The following is a 24,496-nucleotide window of genomic DNA, read 5'->3' on the forward strand; positions in this document are numbered from 1 at the left end:
CTTTTGAGGTTTGAGTTTTTGGTTGAAATTCCCCGAATTAAGTAGATAGGCACGAAAAAACAATATCTTTTAGGGGCGGACTTAGCTAAGGATCGTGAGATATAAGCGAGAAGATGAATGCACTCACCCGTCTGACCCATGTAATGTTTATTTACACCTACCTACTTAGTTATTAATTGCTAACTCGTAACTTTCAAAAGGAACTAAAGGCTTTTCTTCGATCGTTTCAGCAGTGCGGGGCATACCGTTAACCCCGATCGCCCGAGCCAGGGGTTCGGCCAAGTGAAGCGCCAGAATCGAGCGCAAGTGAGCGCCCCGTAGTGGTTCCGCGCCCGCTTGCGGAAAAATGTGGCCGACTGTCAGTTGGTCGTAATACAGGTAAACCCCAGCCGGTCGTTCCGCGTCCAGCAGGCTTTCTGCTGCTTCCCAACCTTGCTGCAAATCGATGTTAATTTCATGTCCCCCCAAATCAGCACGGGCCGGGCCTCCTTGCATAAAACTAGAAATTGCCGATCGACTTTTTAGCTCATCAATCACACCCCGCAAATACCAATAACCGCGCAATTTTGCCCGCAACCACCGCCAAGTTCCCCGCATCCCCAAACTTTCGAGCAAATCCAGAGATTTCCTGACTCCCAGGGCCAGCCAATCCATAACCGCCGGCCACAAAAACGCGATCGCCACCAAAATCTTGTCTACCACAGAATAAGGAGTTTCGTAGTCTTTTATGTGCAGCGTCGGTCTGAGTTCCGGGTGTCGCTGACCAATCAAAACATCCGATCGCCCTTCCTGACGAGATCGGCGGAAAGAGCGATCGAGATTGTTAGTTTCGTGTTCGTAATGATAGCCCACAGCATCCTTTGCTAAAGCAAAAGGTACACCAGCTTTCAGCAAACGCAGCCCAAACTCGTAATCTTCCCCGCCGCAGTTCCCGAAAGCCGAATCAAAGCCATCGAGACGAGCAAACAGTTCTGCATCCAAAGAAAGGTTGCCGCTGAGCAAATCTTGATAAGTAAATCGGTGACCCGGCTGGCTCATCTGATAAAACTTCTCTTCCCACCACGAGCGCACTTCCACGTCAAAAAATCTAGTTCCTCCGTGCAACTTAGGCGGATAGGGGCCCATGACAGCCGATCCCGGACGCTCTCGGTGTACCCGCGCGTGGCTTTCCACCAAAGGCGGCAGCGCTTCGATATCGTCGTCGAGAAACAGCAGCAATTTCCCCGTAGCCGAAGCCGCTCCCGTATTGCGGGCGATCGAAGCACTTCGGCAATTTACCTCAAGCGCCTGCAGTTTAAACGGAGCTTTGTAGTCTTGTAGCATTGCCAAAGTATCGTCAATGCAGCTATCGGCCACTACAATAACCTCGATCAGGTCGATCGGATAAGTCTGCGAGTGCAAAGCATCAAGAGCGCGCCGCAGCGAAGAACTTCGATTGTGGCTGGGAATAATTACGCTAACAGTTGGATTTTCCCTGTTCATATTAGATTAGTATTTGGTATTTGGTAATTGGTATTTGGTATTTGGTATTTGGGAATTTATAAGTGGTGATTAATATTTAAAATCCTCTTACTTCTTCCCTGTCCCCTCAATATCCATTAAATCCCTTACATCCCTTACATAATTCGTTGCCGAACTTCCCTCTTTCTTCTGACTACTGACTAATGACTGCTGACTAATCAAAAAAAGTTCTACCTTAGTTTAATTTTCCCGATTCATCTGTCGAGTCCATCTCAAATCTCAAATCTCAAATTGATTGACTTCCCCTTTAACTTCCTGCAACCGCTTGCGAGAAGAAAAATAAGCCATCGGCCCGCTGATGCACCCCCGCAGTTGAGCCAGAAGTAAATCACTAGGAATACAGCCCGGTTGCTTTCGCAAAGAAGCCAATAATTCAGGAATTTGCTTGTAAAGCAGCCATTCCCAAGCTAATAGAGGCACACTAAATTCTCTGTTGACCACAAATATCCGCGTCCAGAAAGCATAAACTCCGAGTCCGTAGCCTTGGAGCAAGTTGCGCAGTTCTTCCCAAGTGCGCCGATGGCGGTGCCAACTCAAGGCCCTCGGTTCGTAGACGATGCGGTAGCCCGAGCGCAAAATGCGGGCAAACAGTTCGCAGTCTGAACCGCACTTAGCGGGCGTGCCCACGCCCAAAGCTTCGTCAAACAAGCCGATACAGTCGATCAAAGTTTTCCGCAAAGCCATGCTCGCCGAAACCCCCACAGGAGCTACAATCAGCGGATTGCAGTGCGCCCCGTCAAAAACTCGGCGCTCGAAGCCCTGGCCGTATGGGCTGTAGCGCTCGAACCATTCTTGCGCTTCCGTTTCCAGTTCCAAGGGCATCACCAGCCCCGTAACGCACATAACTCGCGAATCTCTGAAATTTCGCAACAGCGAGCGCAGCCAGTTCCGATCCGGGGCCGCATCGTCATCTGTAAAGGCTACGAATTCGTGTTTAGCTTCGCGTAAAGCTCGGTTGCGGGCGGCGCTCTCGCCCGCTACATCTTCGCGCACATAGCGGACTTTTGGGTAATTTTTGACCAATTCACTGCTGGCGTCGGTAGCCGGACAATTGTCAATTACCAGGTATTCCTGACCGTCATCTGGCAGCAGCATCAGCGCGTCGAGACAGCGCCGCAAATCTTCCGGTCGATCGCGGGTGCAAACTGCTACTGTGGCGAGTGGCATAGCCTCCATCGGCCCCCGCTCATCCCATTCTAGAGTGTCGTAGAGCCAGTTTTTCCACAAGTTGTCACCAGCAGCATTCATCAGTGTTTCCCGTAATTCGTCACCGCCCATGCGACCTCCGACTACGGGCAAAAGAGCTTGACCGATCGGTTTTCCGCCCAGTCGAATTAAAATCAAGGCTTTGCGGTAACGCTCCTCAACCGTTATTTCTGGCGGGAGTTTGGATATTTCCAGGTCAAGAATAGCTGTTGCCATTTGAGATTTTAGATTTTAGATTTTAGATTTGAGATTGCGAAAAAATCCTAGATACTCCCTATATTACCGGATGTATTTTAGCCGAAATTGTTTTAGGGGATAGCAACTTCTCAATGTCATACTTGCCGAGCGCCGAGCGCGAATCAAATATCAAGCCTCATTTTTGTTATTGGTTTTATTTATTTTTACTTTCAATGACCCGCTGATGTCAAGTTTTTTCCCAACTGAATTTTTACCCCTGACAACGAGCTATCGTCGAGGCTTGTGTCAATTGCAGGTGTTATTGGCATTAATGGCGCTCTCCCAAGTCTCGCCATTAATGCCACATCTAAAAACCCGATTTTTTCATTAAACCCGGTTTGTGCGATCGCTCCTCATTCCAGCTTTAATTGCGATCGGGTACTATTTTTGACAACATACCAAATAATTAAACACTCTCCCAATTCAAACTTTCGCCAGTAGTAGTTCTCTATCAATCCCAAGCCACTTCTGAGAATATAAAGGCATCTCATAAAATACTCTTTTTTGATAATCAAGCCAAATGCTAAGTAGAACGGCACAAAAAACAATAATATCTTGTCGGGTCTGGTAGGGCGGGTTTAGCTAACCATCACTTCTATACAAGCCACTTTATGAGCGATCTCACCCGCCCTCCCCACATTTTCGCGCCCCAATCAGCACGGGCCGGGCCTCCTTGCATAAAACTAGAAATTGCCGATTGACTTTTTAGCTCATCCACACCCCGCCAATACCCATAACCGCGCAATTTTGCCCGCAACAACCGCCAAGTTTCCTGCATCCCCAAGCTTTCGAGCAAATCCAGAGATTTCCTGACTCCCAGGGCCAGCCAATCCACAACCGCTAAGTCTGCGAGTGCAAAGCATCAAGAGCGCGCCGCAGCGAATAACTTCGATTGTGGCTGGGTATAATTACGCTAACAGTTGGATTTTCCCTGTTCATATTAGATTGGGAATTGGTAATTGGGATGTGGTATTTGGGAATTTATAAGTGGTGATTAATATTTAAAACCCTCTTACTTCTTCCCTGTCCCCTCAATATCCATTAAATCCCTTACATCCCTTACACAATCCGTTGCCTAAGTTCGCTCTTCCTCCTGATTACTAACTAATGACTAATCAAAAAAACTTAGACCTTAGTTTAATTTCCCCGATTCATCTGTCGAGTCCATCTCAAATCTCAAATCTCAAATCGATTGACTTCTCCTTTAACTTCCTGCAACCACTTGCGAGAAGAAAAATAAGCCATCGGCCCGCTAATGCACCCCCGCAGTTGAGCCAAAAGTAAATCACTAGGAATACAGCCTGGTTGCTTTCGCCAAGAAGCCAATAATTCAGGAATTTGCTTATACCGCAGCCATCCCCAAGCTAATAGAGGCACACTGAATTCTCTGTTGACCACAAACAGCCGCGTCCAGAAAGCATAGACTCCGATTCCGTAGCCTTGGAGCGTTTTTCGCAATTCTTCCCAAGTGCGGCGATGGCGGTGCCAGCTCAATGCTCTCGGCTCGTAGACAATGCAGTAGCCCGCGCGCAAAATGCGGGCAAACAGTTCGCAGTCTTCGCCACCGACAGTGGGCGTTCCCGCCCCCAAAGCCTCGTCAAACAAGCCGATACAGTCGAGCGAACTTTTGCGCAAAGCCATGCTCGCCGAAACCCCCACAGGAGAGACTATCAGCGGGTTGCAGTGCGCCCCGTCAAAAACTCGGCGCTCGAAGCCCCGCCCGTGGGGGCTGTAGCACTCGAACCATTCTTGCGCTTCCGTTTCCAGTTCCAAGGGCATCACCAGCCCCGTAACGCACATAACTCGCGGATCTCTGAAATTTTGCAACAGCGAGCGCAGCCAGTTCTGATCCGGGGCCGCATCGTCATCTGTAAAGGCTACGAATTCGTGTTTAGCTTCGCGTAAAGCTCGGTTGCGGGCAGCGCTCGATCCCGGTACGTCTTCGCGCACATAGCGGACTTTTGGGTAATTTTTGATTAGTTCCTTGGTAGCGTCCGTGGCGGGACAATTGTCAATTACTAAGTATTCCTGACCGTCGTCGGGCAGCCGCATAAACCCTTCTAGACAGCGCCGCAAATCTTCCGGTCGATCGCGCGTACAAACCGCTACTGTGGCGAGTGGCATAGCCTCCACCGGCCCCCGCTCATCCCATTCTAGAGTGTCGTAGAGCCAGTTTTTCCACAAGTTGTCACCAGCAGCATTCCTCAGTGTTTCCCGTAATTCGTCACCGCCCATGCGACCTCCGGCTACCGAAAGTAGAGCTTGGCCGATCGGTTTTCCGTGCAGTCTAATTAAAACCAAGGCTTTGCTGTAACGCTCCTCAACCGTAATTTCTGGCGGGAGTTTGGACATTTCCAGGTCAAGAATAGCTGTTGCCATTTTAGGTTTTAGATTTTAGATTTTTGAGTGCAAAAAATTCATAAATACTCCGTGTTTTACCGGATGTATTTTAGCCGCCATTGTTTTAAGCGATAGCCACTTATTAATTTTATACTTGCCTAGCCTCGATCGCGAATCAAACATAAAGCCTTATTTTTGTTATGGCTATTATTTATTTTTACTTTCGATGACCCGCTGATGTCAAGTTTTTTTCTTACACAATATTTGTCGTCGAACACCTTCGCTCGTCGTGGCTTGTGTCAATTGCAGGTGTTATTGGCATTAATGGCGCTCTCCCCAGTCTCGCCATAAATGCCACATCTAAAAACCCGCTTTTTTGATAAAACCGGGTTTGTGCGATCGCGCCTCATTCCAGCTTTAATTGCGATCGGGTACTATTCTCTAAAACATACCAAACAATTAAACCCTCTCGCGATTAAAACTTTCGCAAGTAGTGTAATTATTCTCTAACAATCCCAACCCCCTTGTTAGAATATAGAGGCAGCCCCTTAACAAATATTAAAAAAAACTAAAACACTAGGTAAAACTGCGCCAAAACCAATACTTTCTACGTCTTCTAGGGGTCGTTTGAGCTAAAAAATCATCCTATAAAAAACTCTTTCTGATTTCAACAGTCGACCTACATTAGCTATATTTTTACGTACTTATTTAACCGACCTACATGAGTTAATAGAGGTCAATCCATACCACGTGAATTTAAGCAAAATTAACTTAAAATCTTTACTAAAGGCTATAAGTCCCGAGATTCAGCAGGTTAAATAAGTCAGTTCCGGCTTCATTGGTTAATAAACTCAACTGTATAAACTACTCGTATCTCTAGGTTAAAATTGGCAGAACGACGAGGCTCAGTCAGTTATCTAGAATCTGTGCAAAGCGCAGCAGTCATTTGCTGACGGCAGTCAAAAAACTGGAATCTAGCACAACTCCAACGATACTATTCGAGAACTACGATGTGAGGTTTGACTTAAAACCAAGCTATTACACTCTATTTAAGCCGCCACGGGTTAGCTGACAAACAACTCAAAAACCCCACTCCAAAGAATATCTAAATGATAAAAAACCGAATGTTACAGACTGGTTGGAGACTCATAGACCTGAGATTCTTCCTGGCAAGTTAGTGGGATTTGTACAGGATAAATATCCTCCATTGTCGGGGGATTGAGCTGGCTATGTTTGGGGTAAAACAAAAAAACACATCGTTTTGTCCCCTAGTCAAAGAGCGGAGTAAACAAACCTATTATGGGGCAGTCAGCCGATTTTAGATTTGAGTTTTGAGACTTCGGCGAGACGTTGGGCGAGCCGTCGAGTCCCGCTCAGTCGAGTCGCGCTCAGTCGAACGATTTGAGATTTACTTCACAGATGAATCTGGAGCTTGAACAGGAGTCTAAAACTTTGGGCTGCTGGCGATTCCTGTCGGAAACTTATATCCGTTTTTGGGCAGGGTCAAAAAGCCATTTAAACTCTCTCCTGTATAGCCACAAGGTTTGCTTAGAAGAATGTATCAAACTTTTACAAAGAAACCGAGCAAACTCATAAAGCCTCTGTCTGCCCGGACAAAAGCAGTTAGCTAGCCCCATGCTGGTTCTCCGTTTTTCAGATTGGACAATACACGGCCCTCAACCTCCTAAAAATGAAGAATTGTAAAGTTTTATCAAGATCTTTGGACATCTGAATTAAAATCTTCTCATAAAAAAGACTAGCTTTTAGCAGGCGCAAATTGTGGAAAAAAGTTTAAAACTCAGAATATGAGATCGAGTTCGCTACTCTTACATGGTGCAATAAAATGTAACTTTTGATGCCAGAACCAGTAGCATGAACTTTGTGGAAGGCCGAATGCCCGTCAGGCAAATGCCTTCGGAAAATCGCCTTCTTGGCGCTGCATCAAATCTTAAGTGCAATTACTTCCCTTTGACGGGAAGCGGAGCCTTCGAGCAAACATTTAGCCCCAGGGCTTACGCACCAGAACTTTGATAAACCGGGTTTTTTAACCGGGAGCGAGGGCGGCAACAAAGTGTTTTCGTTCATCAAACCCGATTTCAGCGTCCCAGACTGAACTTGATCGAATGAATGCAGTCGCAACCAATCTTTAAATGTCGCGATACTGCAAGTTGCGTGCAAAGCAGGGAGCTAACCGCAGTGATGGATCTCGATTGTTTACCTTACGGCGCAGGCCACGCCCAAGAAGGTGTCTGTCTCCTAGTGCGAATGGGGCCGCACCGCATTTTACTCGACTGCGGTGTAGAGGATATTGCACCGCTGTCAGCGACACTAAATCGATCGCTGCCAGCCGATTTTGTGGTGTGTACCCACGCCCACTCTGACCATGCCAGAGGTTTGCTAGCACTCCATCAATCTTTCCCCCACTTGCCAATTTACGCCAGCGAAGTGACAGCGCGACTGCTACCGCTCAACTGGCCAGAACTGGCTCAGCAGCCAGAGTCCAGGTTCTGTCAGGGACTGCCCTGGCAGTCGCCGCTCGAAGTGCGCCCCGGACTGAGCGTGCAGTTGTTCCCGTCGGGTCATTTGCCCGGAGCGGCGACTGTGCTGCTGACTTATGCCGCACCGCACCGCACCTACACCGTGGTTTACACCGGCGACTTTTTCCTCTCCAATTCTCGTTTGGTGGAAGGTTTGCCCCTGGGAGAACTCAGGGGCATGAAGCCGGATGTGTTAATTTTGGAAGGCAGTTACGGCACGGCGCGCCACCCTCACCGCCGACAACTGGAAAATCAGTTAGCCGATCGCATCCACCGCGCCATCGCCGACGGGTACTCGGTACTGCTGCCCGCGCCGGCCCTTGGTTTGGGTCAAGAAATGCTGATGCTGCTCCGCAGTCACCACTACTTTACTGGCCGCGACTTGGATATTTGGGTGGACGGCACTGTCGCCGACGGGTGCGACGCTTATCTGGAACTGCTACACCAATTTCCCACCGCCGTCCAAAATTTTGCTCTGCACCAACCTTTGTTTTGGGACGAAAGGGTGAAACCCCGCGTCCGTCGGCTGTCTCCCGAACAACGCCCCGGATTGGGAGCCACGCCCTGTATTGTGATTACTGACCAAATAGCTGATTTGCCTTTGTATGTTGCCGATGGCAAAAATCCTTGGATTTTGCTCGCGCCTCAAAAACCAGGATATCCCGTCAGCAACTGGCTACCCAACAGGCCCGAATCTGGTGGAATCAGAAGTGTCGAAACTTATCTCCTAGCCGAACACTGCGACGGACCGGGGACGACCCAACTCATCCACAATTTGCGTCCCCAGCACGTAATTTTACTCCACGGTTCCCCTGCATATTTGGCTGACTTGGCTAACTTGGACGAGCTGCGAAACCGCTACCAGTTGCACACTCCGGCGGCCGGAACACTGGTCGAATTGCCGATCGGGGAAATGTTTTTGCAGCCCGCTATCCCAGAAACTAACTATGAGGGAGAACTCAGCGAATTGGGGACAGAGGTAGCAATTAGCTTGCCGAGTCCGATTACAGCCGACCCTCGGTGGGCCAATTTTGCCGACACCGGCTTGGTAGAAGCGCGCTGGCAAGGCGAAGAGCTGGTACTGCGCGGCATCTCCCAGCGGGAACTCCTTTTTCAAGGCAGCGCCGTTCAGGCCAACCTCGAATGCTGCGGCAATTGCCAGCACTACCGCAGCCAGCGCTGTTGGAACCAGTCCAGTGCTTTGTTTGGCTTTAAAGTTACTCCCGACGGTTTCTGTCCCGTCTTTAAAGCGATACCGGAGTCCGAACTTTTCCTAGAAGATGGCGAAACAGACGGCGAATAAGCTGTCGGGCACATTGAAACCAGTCCCCAGGCAAAGAAAACAAAAGAACAGTCCTGGACGCACCCCGACAAAAAACCCGGTTTAAGCAGGGGTAAGCTGTCGCGTATTGAATTTTTAAACTACTGTGTACTTACGCTCTTGTGAGGTGAACGGGAGATTCCGCCATCAAGCTTAAATTTAAAGGCAAAATAGCTTATGCGGTCACAACCCAGAATATGTTTGGCCTAAACCGGGTTTTTTCCATAATTTCTCCACAAAAAAGGGAGAAAAGTCGTTTTCTTTTCCCCCAAGTTTTCCTTGTGCCTCAAGCGCGAGCTCAAAACTATTCCAAATTCGAGTCCGGGTAGTGATTGCGAATTTGTTCGGCTTCGGGACAATCGTCAGAAACTAGGGGTTCGCAGTTAGTTCGGGATACCGAAGCCAACTTCTGGGACACAGAGCCAATACTTTCGAGACGCACCATTTCTTCCCAGGAGCTGATTTCGTCTTCTTCGTCGGTTTCGTAGCGCAGCGTGACTAGATCCCCTTCAATATCTAGGATACGAGCGCGCTCTATCCAACGTTGCTGATCTCGAAGAAAAATAGAAACCTCACGACCATCACAACAGAGTTGATAGATTTTGCGCTGTAGCATTTGTCAGTTCTCCTGCGCAGTGTAACTTGCTTAAAATATGGTCTGTTTACCGTAACGTACTTTGGGTTTTACATCGGAAGGCACAGCCGTATGGACTGGCCAGTTTCACGTTTTCCGCAACTTTTGTACCGATGGGAGTTACCAAATTTGATTTTACCACCAAATCTATCTAGTACGCCATTTATCCAATTACAGGTTGTGCAGCCAGTGGCATCCCTCGTTAGAGGCATTTGCCAGCATAGATCGCAGCATTAGGACTTGACGACGGCACGCGATTAACAGCGACAATAACAACAGACTCTGCCTCAAAAATCTCGCTCTCTTTTGCCTCAAGTCCCCCAGAAAGCTATTGTTTCGACGTTTGTGCGATCGCCCGCTAACGCCTCTTGGCTCAATCTCAAATCTCAAATCTCAAAGCGAAAGCTTTAAAGCGACACTCAAACAGCGACAATAAAAACAGACTCTACCTCATAAATCTCGCTCTTTTCTACCTCAACTCCCCCAGAAACCTTTTGTTTCAACTTTTGTTCTGGCCCCGAGTACCCTCTGTGAACTCAATCTAAAATCTAAAATCTAAAATCTAAAATCGATTGACCGAAGTGTGATAAAAATCACTGACAGCAGGCAGCCCCTAAATGTAGAAAATGGTGGCGGCCAACAACAAGCTTCAAAACGGGCAGCGGAACCTGTGGCGGTTAAGCTAAAAGAATTGCGGTTCCGTTCAAAACAAATTGGAGTCATCGCTCGTGCGTATTAAGGAGGCTAATTGATGGTGTACGCAGAAAATTGGTCGCAGCCGTCTATTTTGGAGCTAGCGCGATCGGGCAACTTTCAAGCCCTAAATTATTGGATTGACAGCTTGCTGCGACCCGAAGGGATTTATGCCCGCGTCGAACAGGCTCAGGCAGGCTGCGTCCAAATCCTCGTAGAATTCCAGCGCGAATTGGCGCCAGATACTACATTACTCGGGAGCACTCTCCGGGAAGGCTTAGTCAAATTTATTTGCCACCAACTCTGGAGACTCAACTCGCCAGCAGTAGAAGGAGTGCGAATTCACGCGCGCTTGGCTGGGGATGCAGACATTCTCTGGAAACAGTCAGTGCGAATTGTAACTCCCGCCAACCGCCAGCGGCGGCGTTACCGTTCCCTACCGGCCGTCGATTGGGTTAAATTTAAAACGTATCGTTCTCTGCTGCTAGTGGGATCGGCACTTGCCTCATTTATTTTAGGGTGTTGGGTCAGCTACCACGAAGCTCTGACCCTGCGGTTAGTATCCCCAGTATCCGGCTACCAGCAAACAGGGGTAATGTCGGGGCCGCCTCCAAAACGTGCGGATACGGTGCAAGCGGCCTTAGAAGTGGTACCAGTAGTACAGCAAAAGCAAGTTGCTAATCCTTACGACCCAACAGTAACGCTGATGTTCGGAGGAAATGTGAATCTATCGGATGCACTCGGAGCATCTGCTGCCAACGATCACCAATGGGCTTTCGCCAATATGGACGAGTACCGGCAAGCAGATGTGGCGATGGTTAACTTAGAAAACTCCCTGACTCGCTCTACATTGGGGTCTGGCAAAAAACAATTAAATTTTAAAGCTGCTCCAGAATCGGTGAAAGTATTAACAGCCGGAGGAGTGGATATTGTCAATCTGGCAAATAGCCGCGCTATGGATTACGAGGAACCGGGGCTGGTGGAGACGATGAATACTCTAGATAATAGTGGGATTCAACACCTGGGAGCCGGCAGAGATATTAAAGAAGCGAGGCGTCCAGATATTATTGAAGTTAAGGGTCAGCGGATTGCCTACCTCGGTTATTACGATGCCGAGCTTCACGTCGCCGACCAAGGGAAAGCGGGCACTAACCCCCGCCGCAACAATCGCGTGGCCGAGGATATTCGAGCTCTTAGGGGTCAGGTAGACTGGATTATTGTTAATTACCACTGGGGAGTCGAATTGGCCGATTATCCGGGGGACTGGCAGATTGATTTGGCTCGGTTTACGATCGACCAAGGAGCTGATTTGGTAGTTGGACACCATCCCCAGGTATTGCAAGGTGCAGAACTTTACAAGGGCCGCCCGATAGTTTACTCGCTGGGTAATTTTATATTCGGCGGGAATGCTCGCAGGGATTACGATACCGCAGTCCTGAAAGTATCGCTCAAAGACCGGAATATGAAGGTAGAGTTTCTGCCTGTGGAGGTGAAAAAGTTTCAGCCGAAGGTGGTGAAGGGAGCTGCTGCCGATCGCATCCTCAAACGCGTCGAGCAAATTTCTAGTATTTTCGATCGACCGATGGGATCTTCTGTAGTTCTCGATGCCCTAGTCCAGCCAGGAGCCACACTAAAAACTCCAAATTCTCCATTGCCAGGATCGGCAAAGAGCGGTACATACCAGCCAGGGCGAAGTTCCGGGGGAACATCGGGTGAAAGCAATCTGCAAAGCCCCGGACAACCCAAACCTACTTTGATTTTGCCGACTTTGCCGGCTGCGCCCCAACAGCCCGACAACTCCTCATTTTTCCCGAACGGGACAGGGCCTGCAATTGAGTCAAACCCGCCTCCGAATCAAAATTTGCCGCCGCGCATCTACCCCACTCAACCTCAAAATCCCAGCCGGGAACCAGAGCCATTTACAAAAGAGCCATTCATCAAAGAACCGTTTATTTCGCCCGCATCTCCCAGTCAAGAAGCAGTGCCGAGTCCCCAAAGCTATCTTCCCCCCAGGGCTGTATCTTTTGAAGTCGCACTCAAACAGCAGCCCACCTCAGCGATGGTTCCAGGTACCAGCAGCAAACGCTCCAAGCACCGGATCGCCCTGCCTCCTATAGCTGGGAGCATTGGTTAGTCGATGGGGGTCGGAACAACGAGGAGCCCGGGGGAGGATAGGGGCGGTAATGGGTGAACATCAAGATACTAGCGACCAATTATTAACGACCGATTTACTGACAACCAATGATCAATGACCTACTACCGATGACAAATGTGTTTGCGATCGCGCTCAAGCAAAAGCAGTACAAAACCTATATCCTCTCCGACGAAACCGCTAACTCTACTCTAGAAGTTGTGCCGGAACGGGGCGGTATTGCCACTAGCTGGCTGGTTGAAGGCAAAGAAATCTTGTACTTGGACGCGGAACGGTTCGCCAATCCCGATCTGACTGTACGTGGCGGGATTCCTATCCTGTTTCCAATCTGCAGCAATCTCCCCGACAGTACTTACACGCACAAGGGAGTGCAGCGTCAGCTCAAACAGCACGGCTTTGCTCGAGACTTGCCTTGGACAGTAGGCGAACAAGTTACGGAGGGTTGCGCCGCTCTTACGCTAATTCTCGATAGCTGCGACAAGACGCTGGCTGTTTATCCCTTTGATTTCCAACTAGCCTTCACTTATCAGATTAAAGGCAATTCTTTGGAAATTTTTCAGCGATACACCAATCTGTCTGCCGAACCCATGCCGTTTTCTAGTGGTTTGCACCCCTACTTTTTGGCGACGGACAAATCAAAGCTCCGCTTTGAGATTCCGGGGATGCAGTACAGAGATCAGAACACCAATCAAAAGGGTTACTTCACTGGGGTTTTTGACCCGACGTTGGATGAAATTGATGTTTCCTTTGACGAACTCACTGGTCTTGCTGCTACTGTCACTGACGCGGCCCAAGGCTTGCGGCTCACCCTCAGTTACAACTCCAGCTATGGGAAGTTGGTTTTCTGGACGGTGAAGGGCAAGGATTTTTACTGTTTGGAACCTTGGACTGCTCCTCGAAATGCCCTCAACACTGGCGAACACATGATTTATTTGCAGCCGGGAGCGACTTGCCAGATGCTGGTTCGCATGACTGCAAATTTTATTTAAAAAAGACTTGCTATTTCAAATGAGGGGTGCTACTATTAGAAATTGTGTGCGGTAACAATGTTTTCGCGGGTCGCTAGCTCAGCGGTAGAGCATTCGGCTTTTAACCGACCGGTCTCGGGTTCAAATCCCGGGCGACCCATAAAAAATTTGTAAGTTGAGAATTTTGAGTTTTGAGTTGAATGCTCGGAACTCAAAATTTTGTTTTTTGAACTTTTAAGTAAATATGGAAAGATAGTGCGCGATCGGTGGCAAATTGTCTTAATATTATCGTAAGAATTGAGCTTGTCCAAAATTCACTGCCCAAAAATCACAAATAATTAGGAGGAATATCTATGGCGCTTGTACCTATGCGATTGCTGCTCGACCACGCGGCTGAAAATGGTTACGGCCTACCGGCTTACAACGTCAACAACATGGAGCAAATCCAAGCGATCATGCGCGCTGCTGACGAAACCAACAGCCCCGTGATTCTGCAAGCTTCTCGCGGCGCTCGCTCCTACGCTGGCGAAAATTTCCTGCGCCACTTGATTTTGGCAGCAGTTGAAACCTATCCTCACATTCCCATTTCCATGCACCAAGACCACGGCAATGCCCCCGGCACTTGCTATTCTGCCATGCGCCAAGGTTTCACCAGCGTGATGATGGACGGTTCTCTGGAAGCAGATGCTAAGACTCCCGCCAGCTACGAGTACAACGTTCAAGTTACTCGCGATGTGGTGAATGTTGCTCATTCGATCGGCGTTAGCGTTGAAGGCGAACTGGGTTGCTTGGGTTCTCTGGAAACAGGAATGGGCGAAGCAGAAGACGGCCACGGCTTTGAAGGTGCGCTTTCTCACGATCAGTTGCTGACAGATCCTGAACAAGCTGTGGATTTCGTCGAGCAAACCGGCGTTGATGCTCTAGCAGTTGCGATCGGCACTTCTCACGGCGCTTACAAGTTCACTCGCAAGCCGACTGGCGAAATTTTGGCAATCAGCCGCATTGAAGAAATTCACCGCCGCTTGCCGAATACTCACTTGGTGATGCACGGTTCTTCTTCTGTTCCCCAAGAATTGCTGGAAATTATCAACAGCAACGGCGGCAAAATCCGCGAAACCTACGGCGTACCTGTGGAAGAAATCCAAAAGGGCATCAAGTGCGGCGTTCGCAAGATCAATATCGATACTGACAACCGTTTGGCGATTACCGCTGCGGTGCGCGAAGCTTTGTTTGCCAAGCCGGATGAGTTTGACCCCCGCCACTTCTTGAAGCCGTCGATCAAGTATATGCAGAAGGTTTGTAGCGATCGTTATAACTCTTTCGGTTGCGCTGGTCACGGTACAAAGATTAAGCAAGTGTCTTTGGACGATTTTGCAGCTAAGTATGCTAAGGGCGAATTGAGCTCTTCTGCTAAGAAGACTGTCGCTGTTTAAGAATTTTAGGTTTTAGATTTTAGATTTGTCTGAAGTCTAAAGTTAGGATTGCCGGGTAACTGTGGAGTTGCCCGGTTTTTGTTTCTGGACACAAACCAATAGAAGTGATATTGAAAACTGCGAGCGCTATAGCAGTTTCCCTACTTTTGCTTACAATGAAACTAATTTTAGTGTGAAAAACCGTTTGAATCAAAGGTGAACAAATGGCAAAGGTTATTGCAGTTACAGAAGCTATTAAAAGCCTTGCTGAGGCTGAATCAAGGTTGAATTTGAGCCGAACTGAGGATGAGGCTTTTTTTACAGAGTGGCAAGCCCAATTGCCAAGTCCCAGCGATTCTGAACAGACTGCTTTGGATACGCTACGACGTAGATTGCTGTATCATAGAGCCGATGGAGAGTTGTTAGAAGGGGCAGTGACATTGCTGGTGGCATCACCTTTGTTAGAATTGGCGGGATTCTACGATCCACCGTTTAGGATGAAGGCTGAAGCTGCTATCGAAATTACGATCGATGATGGGGAAGAAACCCTGCGGGGACGAATTGATATCTTGATTTTGCAGAATCAGCTTTGGGTAATGGTTTTGGAGTGTAAGAAGACTACGATATCGACGCGATCGGCATTACCCCAAGCATTAGCATACATGATGGCAAATCCTGATTTGGATAAACCCAGATTTGGTATGTTGACGAATGGCGATGATGTGTTGTTTGTGAAACTCAGGGCTCAACCTACACCCGAATACGGGTTATCGCGGGCATTTTCGATTTATACTGTGCGAAGTGAATTGCGATCGGCTTTTCAAGTCTTGAAGCATTTAGGCCAAGGCATCACGGCCGTCTAAGTTACGGTCAAGGGCGCACAACACGAATCAGTTTACCTTCTAAAGGTTCTTCTGCTGTTATAGCCGCGTTGATTCGGTTAGCAAAAGCTAAAACATCCGGGTCAGGAATTTTCTGATTCGCTCTGGTTGCTTCTTGGACAGTCAAAACATCGTGTCCTAAAGCTCTCAGTAATTCTACAACAGGATAAGGGTATTGCTCATCGGCATAAAGACGTGCCATCGGCTACAAATTCTCGTCCATCACTTCATCGTTTTCCCGAATTTCTGTTTCAATTTCATCGGAGAAAGCTTCAGCATAGGCCCAAGTGTTAGCAATATCAGTAGCAGAGAGTAATCGATAGCTTGTGAGTAAGTCTGCTTCGCTATAACCCATACGACGAGCTTCTACAAGTCCCCAAACGGTGATGCGAGTTCCAGCAATGCAAGCACTCCCGCCACAGACATCAGGCGTTTTTTCAATACCGCGCCAAGGAGTGATATTGCCTTGAGTGAGAAGTTGAACGACTTGAGCTTTTTCGTCGTCAGAGAGTGCCAGGAGTTGAGGCTCTAATTCTTTCAGCGTCATGACAAACAATGGAATTGCGACTACCGATCATTCTATCGAACCGATCGCCCTATTTATCCGATCGCCCATTGCCACTTCTAGTAATTGGGGTGAAGCGCGACAATGTAAGCAATGGTTGTATAAATTACACTGTATGGGCGATCGCATATTGCCTCAGTACAGGTGAAATGGTGTAAAAATTTGCTTGTTGTTCTATCAAGCAGCGCCGCGATAGAGATTGCAGCGCATTTAGCAAATCTGAAGCCGGAATTCGGTCATTTTCTAGCAATTTTGCCCGGTTGATTGGCTGGCTTTCTTTCGCTAACAAGGAGATGACTTGTTTTTCCAGTTCCGATAGGCGATCGAACTGCTGCTGTAAAACATCTTTCAAATCTTCCGGCAACAATAGCGTATCATTTGGTAATAGCTCTGTCAAGCCTCCTCCCAAGTCTTGAATCAGAGTCGCCACGCTTTTTAACCATAGGGGGTTGCCTTGGTAGCGATGAATGAGTGCTTCACTGTTGTCGCTTTCTTCTAACCCATAATCTCTGAGTATTTCCCGTGCGGCGGCGATGTCTAAACCTTTGATTTGTAAGGTACGAAGGGCAGTATTTTGGCTTTTAACTTGAGTAACTTCTCTGGGTTGTTCCCAACCGATTAACATCAAGCAGCTTTGATGGGATAATTTTTCTATTTGTTTGAATAAAGAGCGATAGTCTTCGTATTCTGGTTTATATTTTCCTGCCAGTTCGCCGCTACAGAAAAGGTTGTGAACGTCATCTAAGATTATTAAACAGCGATGGTTTTGTAAATACTTAATCAGCGGTAAGCGTTTCTGGTTGGTTGGGGATGAATCTTGTTTTTCTGAATTTGAAAAAAGCTGTATTAGGTTAGATTGAAATTTTTCTATGGTGGGGAATTCGTCTAGTGTGTACCAAACTGCGTACTCAAACTCGTCTTTGATTTGTTGTACGAGTTGTACTGCTAGGGTGGTTTTGCCGATACCGCTAATGCCGGTGAGGGTATGGAGTTCGGGAGTGCGCGAGTAGAAATCGCCTAACTCCGGCATTTCGTTTAAATCTTGATATAGAGTTTTAGTTGGTTTTGAGTTAGATGTTTCTTGATTGGGTGGGTGTGAGTTTGGTCTATTTAGCGGGTGTCTAGCTTCTCCACAGATGTTGAAATTACCGATGGCTACAACATCTTGTGCAAAGTTTAAAGAATGAGAGACTTGGAACCTCTCCATTGTGGAGCGAAAATTTGTTTTACTGACATCTTCCCCTAACTCCTCTGAAAGTATCTGCCATAATTCCGAGCTGATTTCCCTGATGTGGCTTTCAGAACAGTCAAAGTCTGTCGCTATTTCTTTGTATGTCTCGCGTTGTAGAGTTCCCCGCAGTACCACTGCTTGTAAATCGTCAAGGTGCTGACCTGTTTTCTCGAAAACTATGCGCTCGGCCGGGGAGGGTTAACACTTCTTTAAGATTCCTCTGGCTAGCAAGATGTGAGAATTTTGTATATTCAAGCACTTTTTAACAAAATTGTACAACACTGTACAAAATAAATTTAAACCGAGTAAAAATTTTGCAAATTGTGAAGAAAATTGAACTTTTTTTTATAAAAACTATCCTGATTTCTAAGAACCATACGAGAAACATTAAAAAGTAAATTGAGGGATTAAACGCTTGTCGTTTACGTTTAACCCCTGTAATAGTGTATTAAGTCGCATATTGAGTATTAGGGCATGGTGTAAAGATATGAACGGGCTGATTAAGTTCTTAGATCATAATGGGATGCGTCCTATTATTGCTTTGGTTGTGATTATTGGTGCTCTTGCGATAACTCTCAAGAGTGATAAAATTTGTGTAGTGCAAGTAGAATACCCCCCAGCTACTTCAAGACCTGCTGGAACTCAACCCCAAATCATTTTTAGAGACAATCCTGTTTGCTCAAAGTATTTTGAAATAGCAGCATTGGTACTGGGTGGACTTCTGGGATTAACCGCATCAGGTAAATCGAGCATATATCAACCGGAAGATGAGGCAGCAAGAGAACAGCAAACAACATTGCCGAAGAACAAATCACCGAGGCAGGATTGATTTATGAGCTGGTAGGTTGGGTTGATGCAATGAAACCCAACCTCTTTTTCCACTCAGAATCTTACCCATTTCTACCATTCCAATGCGATGATTGCCCTAATAGCGATCGCCCCATCACCCATAAAGAGCGATCGCCCCTCACACCCAATACCAAACAATCCGATGATTGTACGGATAGCGAGGCCTGAGTAAAAAAAGAGCGATCGCCCCTCGCACCCAATACCACATACGGCGATGATTCTACGGAGTGCGATCGCACATAATCATCATCCCTAATTTGCGATCGACCTCCCGCATCAATTCTCCACAAAGCATCCGGCTGAAATTCGTTATCTGCGTCCAAGCGCACAGTAGCATTCTCGCCCAATTCCACCCAGCCAACCTCTAATTTGATTGTGTGGTTCGCCGTGACTTCGGAATCTTACCGATAATGCCACATAAAATATTTTTCAATCTATTCAGTTAGCGATAAAAATTTAAGCAAACATAGCATCGCGGGGGCGAGTTTTGCCGCACTAAACTCGCTCCTAATATAAATATTTAACTCAATCCTTCCCTTAAACCTTCTGCTTCTTCCTTCGCGTCCTTCGCGTCTTCGCGGTTCGTTTCTAACGCAAATATTCAATCCAAGTCGGCAAAACCTCCGGCGAACCGTACCACTTCCCCGGAGAACGAGGCGAATGCCAAACCCCCTCCAACACCAGATTTTCGGCCCCGTCCAAAACAGCAGCTTCCACCGGCGTAATTCCATCTCCCCAAGTTTCACCTTTCCCCACAGTCAACTCGTAACTTTTATAAGCCAGCCAAGTCCCTAAACCGCGCTTGCCAAAAACAGCCTTCCCAGCAGCGCACACGTAGCGCACCTGCGGGTGAAAAGCTCCCGGATAGTGAATTTTGACAAAATCTAGATTTTTGCGCGTCCACCGCTCTTGAGAGACGTGCGGCGTGCCTAAAGTGATTAAAGTATTCACATAAGGGTGAGCTTCCCACAAACCCGCGTCCTCAAGCACGTCGCCGTGAATCGTGTAAGGCTTTTCGCCCAAATAGATGCGAGAAATCCAGCCGCCGGCGGAATGACCGACGAGATTGATCTGGGGAACGCCGTATTGCTGTAACATTTGTTTGACTGTGCGATCGAGCTGTCGCAAAATTGGCACCATCGACCGCCCGCCAAAAGTTGGCAACCAATCTCCCTTGCCCAGAGGAACTGTTACTGTTGGGAAACCTCGATCGACCAGAGACTTTTCTAATTCGCGATAGTCGGAAGCAGCAGCAAAATATCCTGGTAAAATCACGGTTGGTAATGGCATTGTCAATTTTAGATTTTAGATTTTAGATTTTAGATTTTGCGGCCGGAGTGCTACGATCTGTTTTTCAAGTTCAAAGACGCTTGCCGAAGCATCCTTTGGATTGCTAACATCTGCCGCTGGTTAAACCTTTTGCTTAGGGAATATCTACTTCTATGGCTCGCGAGCCGATTCAAACATGGTATTTTACCCTAGTTGTCGTTCACTTAGAAGACCGTTTTCTACTGGTACAAGAGCGCAAGTACGAGCAGCAGTGGTATCTCCCAGCAGGGCGAGTGGAAAAAGGGGAGACTTTGCTCGAAGCTGCTATGCGTAATACCCTTGAGGAAGCGGGCATTTCCATCATCATTGAGGGAATTCTCCGGGTAGAGCACACAGTGATGCCTAAGGGTAATGTGCGCCTCCGAGTCATTTTTGTGGCTCGTCCACAAGATAAGACGCCGCCCAAGAGTAAGCCGGATGAGCATACTTTGTGCGCGGGCTGGTATTCTCTCAAGGAATTAGACCAGTTGTCGTTGCGGGGAGAGGAAGTTCGAGAAATGTTTCAATATATGGCAAGCGGCGCTCCAATTTATCCCATCGACTTGCTCACCATCGAGGGAGCTCCTTTTAAAAATTACCGCTATCGCTGGTGAATCCATCGATTTTGGATTTTGGATTTTCGATTTTCGATTGAATAATTACTTCCACGGATGAATCCGGTTGTGTAACCGAATTGGAAACAGGGGTCGATCGAACGGATCGATCGTGTTTAATGAATTAGTGGCCCTCCAGATCCCGGAAAAAGACGGTATAGCAGCGGTGCAGTCTGTTTTTGAGATCGCGCCAGTCCTGCCCGCCTGACGCCCGCTGACGATTCTCAACAATACCTGAGAAACCGTGTATAGGATTTGGCCAAAGGCATTCGGCAAGAAAAACAATGGTTTGAGCAATTAACAACGTCCTCACCCTATTTGCGGTTGCTATACAAGCGTGGAAGCAGGCAAAAAACCGGGTTTCTACGCTTGAGTGCTTGATGTGAGGGTCGCGAAATCTTAATAAAAGTCGATCGGGCAATTTCGATACCGACCGTGCTAAAATTATACCTTTGAATTCTCCAACAGCAACTTTTAAAATCACTCAAAAAAAATATCAATTAATAACTATTAACTTCCAATTCCCAATTATCAATTCTCAATTACCAATTACCAATTCCCCATTCCCCATAGTCATGACTGACTCTTCCTCCCTAGCCAACACCCTTTCCGAACCGCTGCGCCAGCCTTATTGGTGGGCAGCCCTAGCTTCTGTCAGCCTTCACGGAGTGCTCGGAGTAAGTGCCCCGACGCTCTCAAGCGTACTTTATGGTGGAAATTCGTCAAAAAATATTCCCGGTTCTGTCGGCTTGGTAGAACTAACTCCCGCAGAAGCCGGTCGCCTGCCACAAACCATACCACCGCGCGCGTCTAATAATACGCGATTTACGCCATTTTCGATCGCACCCGTTCCCCTTCGACCCGCGCCAAAGTTAGCCCCGCCCTTGCCCCCCCCACCTGATACCATCAACTTGCCCGCCATGCCGCCGGGAATGCCCCCTCCTGGATTCTTTTCCCCTCTGCCTTATCCCTCTCTCCCGCCGTTAACGGCCGCAACAGCCCCGCCACCTCCCCAAACTCCATCATCCCCAACAGTCAGAACCCCCCCCCAGCCAACAACACCGACTATCATCCCACCCGTACCTCCCAGCGGTTTTCTTTTCCCGCCCTTACCGGGTAATTTCGATCGCAATATCCCGCCGCCACCATCGCTGAGTGAAGCGCCCCAGCTTCCCGCCGCCCCCTCGGAAGACGAAGCAGAGACGCTCAAAAGGATTATAGCCAGTAGAGGCGGACTCCCACTATTTCCAGACGGAGCTCCAGTCTTTACCCCGGAATTCCCAATTGGCAGGAATGTGGGACCCGATGGAGTACCAAAATTGACTCAAAAAGATCCCAATAAAAGGAATCTCATCGCAGAAACTCCCGAAGAAAGAATCAGGAGGGCACAATTTGACCAGGGACAGCAACAGCTAGAACAGCAGGGAGTTCCCGGTGCAAACTTACCCACCGACAGAGAGACACTGCTTGCGGCTGCAAATACCTATGTTGCTTTGTTTGAGAAATTCAAAAAGGCTTATCCTGACTTGGAAATGACAGGCCCGACTCCTGTGCCTGTCCCTTATCCCGTAACAGCTTGCTCGGAAAAACTCCAAGGAAGAGCTGTTTTTGGAGCAGTTGTCAGCCCTCAAGGCTTGCTCAAGGCCGAGCCTCAGCCGATCGTCCCCACAGGTTACGGTATTCTCGATAATGCGGCTAAAATTGCGATTATTAGCCCTTCTCTAACATTTGAAGCAGCCAGCACGCACAAGCTTTACCAACTGGCTGTCGAGTTTAAGTACGACGAAAAAGTTTGCAGTGGCATTCCTCTCACCCCAACCAGGCCCAACCCACCAGGCCAGCAGCCAGCGCCCACCCCAACAGTGCCCAGCAGACCAACCGGCCAGCCGCCCTCCCCAGCGCCTATTGAAGTGAAACCGCAGTTTGAGAAGCCACCGGCCCCGGCCACCAAACCGCAGCCAGGGGCCAAACCGTCGTCGCCCGCACCCAAGCCTGCGGCTCAACCGTCACCCTCGCCTGAACCGAAACCAGCAGCGGAACAGTCGCCTTCTCCTCAACGGCAACCCGCCGAAGAGTCCCCGCAGCCGGAAGCTGCGCCTTCTCCTGCCGCCGAAGAGTCTCCGCAGCCCGAAGCTGCGCCATCTCCTGCCGCCGAAGAGTCCCCGCAGCCCCAAGCTGCACCATCTCCTGCCCCGGAAGTGTCGCCCTCGCCGGAAGCTGCGCCATCTCCTGCCGCCGAAGTGTCGCCATCTCCTACCCCGGAAGTGTCGCCATCTCCTGCCCCGGAAGTGTCGCCGTCGCCTGAAGCAGCGCCATCTCCTGCGGCTACCGAAAATTAATTGGGCATCGGTAATTGGCAATCCGGTAGGGGAATGGGTAATATCCAATCTGCTTGCTTGACTCTTGTGAGTTAGTAGTTAGTAGGGTGCGTCAGCTTGAATATTTGTTGCTTCTCAAACTAATTTCTACTTGCTGACGCACCCTACTTTATCCACTAAGAATGAAGTTGTTTTTCGTCCCCCCGACCAGGCTTTGGACGATTGAAGTTTTGACTGCAAAGCTAATTACCTATTCCCATTAACCTCTCAATTGTATTGAACTTTATACATTTGAAATAAGTCGCCGCTTTGCTTTTTTACTACCTTAGCGCCCGCAGCTTTAATCATTTTTTCCCAATCTTCAATTGTCTCTAAAAATACTTCGCCGGCTCGATAAGTTTCCAAAATTGCCCAATCTTCTGCTAGAGGAGCATCGGGGTTGAGGACATCAAAAACAAAATGACCGCCCGGTTTTAGTACCCGCTTTACTTCTCCCATGACAATACTCCAATAGTCTATGGGATAGTAACAGCTAAAGCCTGTAGCGAGGCATAAATCGAACTGAGCCTCCTCGTAATTTAACTGGTGAGCGGGAGCCCATTCTACGCCTTTGAACAGCTTAGAATTGAGCTGAGGGCCGCGAGCGTTTAAGGCGTCTCGCGCTGCGCTGCTGATTTCTTGACCGTAAAAATATGCCTCCCAATCCCGCCAAGGGTAGATGAGAAAGCTGACTCCGCAGCCAATGTCTAAACAGCGCTGATTTTTTTGAGGTTTGGCAATTTTCCAGAAGGGAGAAACTGTTTTTGCTTGGAGAGTTCCTGCAACTGATTCTAGGAAAATCGGCATTGCTTCGACTTCTTCGGGTAAAGCGAAAGCTTCTCCCCGGTATTCGCGATCGAATCGAGAAGCGACTTGCGACAGTAAAACTTGCCAGCTATCTGATTTTCCTTTAGCAAACCAAGTCTGCTCCTGACCAGCTACTGGGCGATCGGACTTTTTAGACATTCTTGAATTACCTTTTAGAGGCTTTGAGAGCTTTTGTAAAGTTTTGGCGGTAAGGCTTATTAAAAATTAACGCGGGCCAGAGCAGCGAGAGCTTCAGGCGATTTGTAAAACTTCTGTCGAAGTTAGTGCGATTGAAACCATTCCAAAATTTCCAAATACCGCCACCGTAAGCGATCAGCAATGCCAAGCTAATTAACGTACTCATTTAAAAAACCCCTAAGCAATGGATAGGATTTTGGGTCAGCTAGTCAAAGCGCTACCATTAATCTATCATTTATCAGACGCCAAGGCGCACCGATAGCCGTAGTAATTCCACCTTCAGAAAGAGACTTCAAAATCCCCGCTGGCGACAAACTTAAAAATAACACCCCCGAAATAGCTTTCACCGAGCAAGCAAGAAGGGACTTCTGCCAAAAGTCGAGGATTCTGAGGACTTATACGATTGAAGAATTGAAGAATTAAAGAATTCGGAATGACTCATGACAGAAGGGTTTCGAGCACGGGCCTACAGTTGCATTCTTTTTTTTAACTGGTATTACCCAACATCCCCTACAAATCCGAGCTCGACCGGGGGATGGGTGCGATGCCGCCAGTTCTAATTCGGTTGAAATCGGTTGCTGTTGGGGGACGGCCTGACCGAACGGGATTTCCCAGACGTGTCACTACTCGAAGATATTTAAGTAAGAACTGATTGCTGGTGGCCG

21 protein-coding genes and 1 tRNA gene are annotated in these 24,496 nt (G+C 48.2%); 10 read left to right on the top strand and 12 right to left on the bottom strand.

What is annotated here, in order from left to right:
- Nucleotides 1–165: 165 nt before the first annotated feature.
- From QUA71_RS08375 to QUA71_RS08390, 4 genes are all read right to left on the bottom strand, one after another.
- Nucleotides 166–1,482 carry a glycosyltransferase gene (locus QUA71_RS08375; protein ID WP_333283980.1) on the bottom strand — a complete coding sequence of 439 codons (1,317 nt, stop codon included), beginning with the start codon at nt 1,480–1,482 and terminating at the stop codon, nt 166–168.
- A gap of 258 nt (nt 1,483–1,740) precedes the next feature.
- Nucleotides 1,741–2,943: a glycosyltransferase gene (locus QUA71_RS08380; RefSeq protein WP_333283982.1), complete on the bottom strand. Its 1,203-nt coding sequence runs from the start codon at nt 2,941–2,943 to the stop codon at nt 1,741–1,743.
- Between the two features lie 616 nt (nt 2,944–3,559).
- Nucleotides 3,560–3,799, bottom strand: coding sequence for a hypothetical protein (locus QUA71_RS08385; protein WP_333283984.1), 240 nt, complete (start codon nt 3,797–3,799; stop codon nt 3,560–3,562).
- 341 nt (nt 3,800–4,140) lie between these two features.
- A complete protein-coding gene (locus tag QUA71_RS08390; protein ID WP_333283986.1) occupies nt 4,141–5,343 on the bottom strand; it encodes a glycosyltransferase in 1,203 nt (400 codons plus the stop codon).
- A gap of 2,160 nt (nt 5,344–7,503) precedes the next feature.
- On the opposite strand from QUA71_RS08390, the gene QUA71_RS08395 reads away from it, so the two are divergent.
- A complete protein-coding gene (locus tag QUA71_RS08395) occupies nt 7,504–9,144 on the top strand; it encodes an MBL fold metallo-hydrolase (protein WP_333284141.1) in 1,641 nt (546 codons plus the stop codon).
- Between the two features lie 322 nt (nt 9,145–9,466).
- Here QUA71_RS08395 and QUA71_RS08400 read toward each other — a convergent pair whose 3' ends face one another.
- A complete protein-coding gene (locus QUA71_RS08400) occupies nt 9,467–9,778 on the bottom strand; it encodes a DUF6679 family protein (protein WP_015177146.1) in 312 nt (103 codons plus the stop codon).
- A 601-nt stretch (nt 9,779–10,379) separates the two neighbouring features.
- On the opposite strand from QUA71_RS08400, the gene QUA71_RS08405 reads away from it, so the two are divergent.
- From QUA71_RS08405 to QUA71_RS08430, 6 genes are all read left to right on the top strand, one after another.
- A complete protein-coding gene (locus tag QUA71_RS08405; RefSeq protein WP_190663334.1) occupies nt 10,380–10,535 on the top strand; it encodes a hypothetical protein in 156 nt (51 codons plus the stop codon).
- 12 nt (nt 10,536–10,547) lie between these two features.
- Nucleotides 10,548–12,623, top strand: coding sequence for a CapA family protein (locus tag QUA71_RS08410; RefSeq protein ID WP_333283988.1), 2,076 nt, complete (start codon nt 10,548–10,550; stop codon nt 12,621–12,623).
- A 137-nt stretch (nt 12,624–12,760) separates the two neighbouring features.
- Nucleotides 12,761–13,630 (top strand): aldose epimerase family protein, encoded by an 870-nt coding sequence (locus QUA71_RS08415; RefSeq protein ID WP_445243764.1) that lies wholly within the window; start codon nt 12,761–12,763, stop codon nt 13,628–13,630.
- Between the two features lie 67 nt (nt 13,631–13,697).
- A tRNA-Lys gene (locus QUA71_RS08420) sits at nt 13,698–13,769 on the top strand.
- 193 nt (nt 13,770–13,962) lie between these two features.
- A complete protein-coding gene (fba, locus tag QUA71_RS08425) occupies nt 13,963–15,042 on the top strand; it encodes a class II fructose-bisphosphate aldolase (RefSeq protein WP_006633469.1) in 1,080 nt (359 codons plus the stop codon).
- Nucleotides 15,043–15,245: 203 nt separating this feature from the next.
- Entirely contained in the window at nt 15,246–15,884 is a 639-nt protein-coding gene (locus QUA71_RS08430) for a type I restriction enzyme HsdR N-terminal domain-containing protein (protein ID WP_333283992.1), read from the top strand.
- Nucleotides 15,885–15,891: 7 nt separating this feature from the next.
- Here the strand turns inward: QUA71_RS08430 and QUA71_RS08435 are convergent, their stop codons facing one another.
- From QUA71_RS08435 to QUA71_RS08445, 3 genes are all read right to left on the bottom strand, one after another.
- Entirely contained in the window at nt 15,892–16,104 is a 213-nt protein-coding gene (locus QUA71_RS08435; RefSeq protein ID WP_333283994.1) for a DUF5615 family PIN-like protein, read from the bottom strand.
- Nucleotides 16,105–16,107: 3 nt separating this feature from the next.
- The gene (locus QUA71_RS08440; RefSeq protein ID WP_333283996.1) at nt 16,108–16,449 is read right to left on the bottom strand and encodes a DUF433 domain-containing protein; all 342 of its coding nucleotides are present in this window, start codon (nt 16,447–16,449) and stop codon (nt 16,108–16,110) included.
- 124 nt (nt 16,450–16,573) lie between these two features.
- Nucleotides 16,574–17,833, bottom strand: coding sequence for an NB-ARC domain-containing protein (locus QUA71_RS08445; protein ID WP_333283998.1), 1,260 nt, complete (start codon nt 17,831–17,833; stop codon nt 16,574–16,576).
- Nucleotides 17,834–18,185: 352 nt separating this feature from the next.
- Between QUA71_RS08445 and QUA71_RS08450 the strand changes: the two genes are divergently transcribed.
- The gene (locus tag QUA71_RS08450; protein WP_333284000.1) at nt 18,186–18,527 is read left to right on the top strand and encodes a hypothetical protein; all 342 of its coding nucleotides are present in this window, start codon (nt 18,186–18,188) and stop codon (nt 18,525–18,527) included.
- Between the two features lie 61 nt (nt 18,528–18,588).
- Here the strand turns inward: QUA71_RS08450 and QUA71_RS08455 are convergent, their stop codons facing one another.
- A complete protein-coding gene (locus QUA71_RS08455; protein WP_333284002.1) occupies nt 18,589–18,900 on the bottom strand; it encodes a hypothetical protein in 312 nt (103 codons plus the stop codon).
- A 235-nt stretch (nt 18,901–19,135) separates the two neighbouring features.
- A complete protein-coding gene (locus QUA71_RS08460; RefSeq protein WP_333284003.1) occupies nt 19,136–19,837 on the bottom strand; it encodes an alpha/beta fold hydrolase in 702 nt (233 codons plus the stop codon).
- A 152-nt stretch (nt 19,838–19,989) separates the two neighbouring features.
- On the opposite strand from QUA71_RS08460, the gene QUA71_RS08465 reads away from it, so the two are divergent.
- Together QUA71_RS08465 and QUA71_RS08470 are read left to right on the top strand one after the other, a co-directional pair.
- On the top strand, nt 19,990–20,469 hold the full coding sequence (locus QUA71_RS08465) for an NUDIX domain-containing protein (RefSeq protein ID WP_190662957.1): 480 nt from the start codon (nt 19,990–19,992) through the stop codon (nt 20,467–20,469).
- A gap of 575 nt (nt 20,470–21,044) precedes the next feature.
- Nucleotides 21,045–22,808 carry a hypothetical protein gene (locus QUA71_RS08470; RefSeq protein WP_333284005.1) on the top strand — a complete coding sequence of 588 codons (1,764 nt, stop codon included), beginning with the start codon at nt 21,045–21,047 and terminating at the stop codon, nt 22,806–22,808.
- Between the two features lie 246 nt (nt 22,809–23,054).
- Here QUA71_RS08470 and QUA71_RS08475 read toward each other — a convergent pair whose 3' ends face one another.
- Nucleotides 23,055–23,792 carry a class I SAM-dependent methyltransferase gene (locus QUA71_RS08475; protein WP_006633480.1) on the bottom strand — a complete coding sequence of 246 codons (738 nt, stop codon included), beginning with the start codon at nt 23,790–23,792 and terminating at the stop codon, nt 23,055–23,057.
- A gap of 7 nt (nt 23,793–23,799) precedes the next feature.
- The gene (locus QUA71_RS08480; RefSeq protein WP_333143062.1) at nt 23,800–23,997 is read right to left on the bottom strand and encodes a hypothetical protein; all 198 of its coding nucleotides are present in this window, start codon (nt 23,995–23,997) and stop codon (nt 23,800–23,802) included.
- Between the last annotated feature and the right edge of the window lie 499 nt (nt 23,998–24,496).

Source organism: Microcoleus sp. MON1_C5, assembly GCF_036701875.1.
In the GTDB taxonomy this organism is placed as follows: domain Bacteria; phylum Cyanobacteriota; class Cyanobacteriia; order Cyanobacteriales; family Microcoleaceae; genus Microcoleus.

Coding starts and splice junctions, on each gene's coding strand:
- QUA71_RS08375 (WP_333283980.1), bottom strand. CDS start 1,482: ATGAACAGGGAAAATCCAACTGTTAGCGTAATTATTCCCAGCCACAAT.
- QUA71_RS08380 (WP_333283982.1), bottom strand. CDS start 2,943: ATGGCAACAGCTATTCTTGACCTGGAAATATCCAAACTCCCGCCAGAA.
- QUA71_RS08390 (WP_333283986.1), bottom strand. CDS start 5,343: ATGGCAACAGCTATTCTTGACCTGGAAATGTCCAAACTCCCGCCAGAA.
- QUA71_RS08395 (WP_333284141.1), top strand. CDS start 7,504: ATGGATCTCGATTGTTTACCTTACGGCGCAGGCCACGCCCAAGAAGGT.
- QUA71_RS08400 (WP_015177146.1), bottom strand. CDS start 9,778: ATGCTACAGCGCAAAATCTATCAACTCTGTTGTGATGGTCGTGAGGTT.
- QUA71_RS08410 (WP_333283988.1), top strand. CDS start 10,548: ATGGTGTACGCAGAAAATTGGTCGCAGCCGTCTATTTTGGAGCTAGCG.
- fba (WP_006633469.1), top strand. CDS start 13,963: ATGGCGCTTGTACCTATGCGATTGCTGCTCGACCACGCGGCTGAAAAT.
- QUA71_RS08430 (WP_333283992.1), top strand. CDS start 15,246: ATGGCAAAGGTTATTGCAGTTACAGAAGCTATTAAAAGCCTTGCTGAG.
- QUA71_RS08435 (WP_333283994.1), bottom strand. CDS start 16,104: ATGGCACGTCTTTATGCCGATGAGCAATACCCTTATCCTGTTGTAGAA.
- QUA71_RS08440 (WP_333283996.1), bottom strand. CDS start 16,449: ATGACGCTGAAAGAATTAGAGCCTCAACTCCTGGCACTCTCTGACGAC.
- QUA71_RS08450 (WP_333284000.1), top strand. CDS start 18,186: ATGAACGGGCTGATTAAGTTCTTAGATCATAATGGGATGCGTCCTATT.
- QUA71_RS08460 (WP_333284003.1), bottom strand. CDS start 19,837: ATGCCATTACCAACCGTGATTTTACCAGGATATTTTGCTGCTGCTTCC.
- QUA71_RS08465 (WP_190662957.1), top strand. CDS start 19,990: ATGGCTCGCGAGCCGATTCAAACATGGTATTTTACCCTAGTTGTCGTT.
- QUA71_RS08470 (WP_333284005.1), top strand. CDS start 21,045: ATGACTGACTCTTCCTCCCTAGCCAACACCCTTTCCGAACCGCTGCGC.
- QUA71_RS08475 (WP_006633480.1), bottom strand. CDS start 23,792: ATGTCTAAAAAGTCCGATCGCCCAGTAGCTGGTCAGGAGCAGACTTGG.
- QUA71_RS08480 (WP_333143062.1), bottom strand. CDS start 23,997: ATGAGTACGTTAATTAGCTTGGCATTGCTGATCGCTTACGGTGGCGGT.